Genomic DNA, 402 nt, shown 5'->3' on the forward strand with positions numbered 1-402 from the left:
CTGGCACATGCCAACCGGGTCGCGACCATCGGGCAGCTTACCGCCTCGATCGCCCATGAGGTCAATCAGCCGATCGCTGCAACCGTCACCAATGCCCAGGCCGCATTGCGCTGGATGGACACGGAGCAGCCGGATCTCGCAGAAGTCCGCCAGGCGCTTGATCGGATCGCCAGGGACGGCCGGCGGGCTGGCGAGGTCATTAGCCGCATACGCGGGCAGATCAAGAAAGCCCCGCCACAGCAAGACGTGGTCGACATCAATGAAACAATCGACGAGGTGATCAGCCTTGCCCGGAGCGAGATCACCAAGAACGGGATAAAAGTGGACAGGCAGTTCGCCGATAGCCTGCCGCTCCTGCAGGGCGACCGGGTGCAACTGCAGCAGGTGATCCTGAACCTGGTC

General features: G+C 62.7%; 1 protein-coding gene. It reads left to right on the forward strand.

Going from position 1 to position 402, the window contains the following annotated elements; genetic code table 11:
• A partial coding sequence (locus ACPYOI_RS36000) for a sensor histidine kinase (RefSeq protein WP_481420281.1) occupies positions 1-402 on the forward strand: 402 nt, incomplete at both ends.

It is taken from the genome of Rhizobium sp. SVR5-2C (assembly GCF_056755115.1).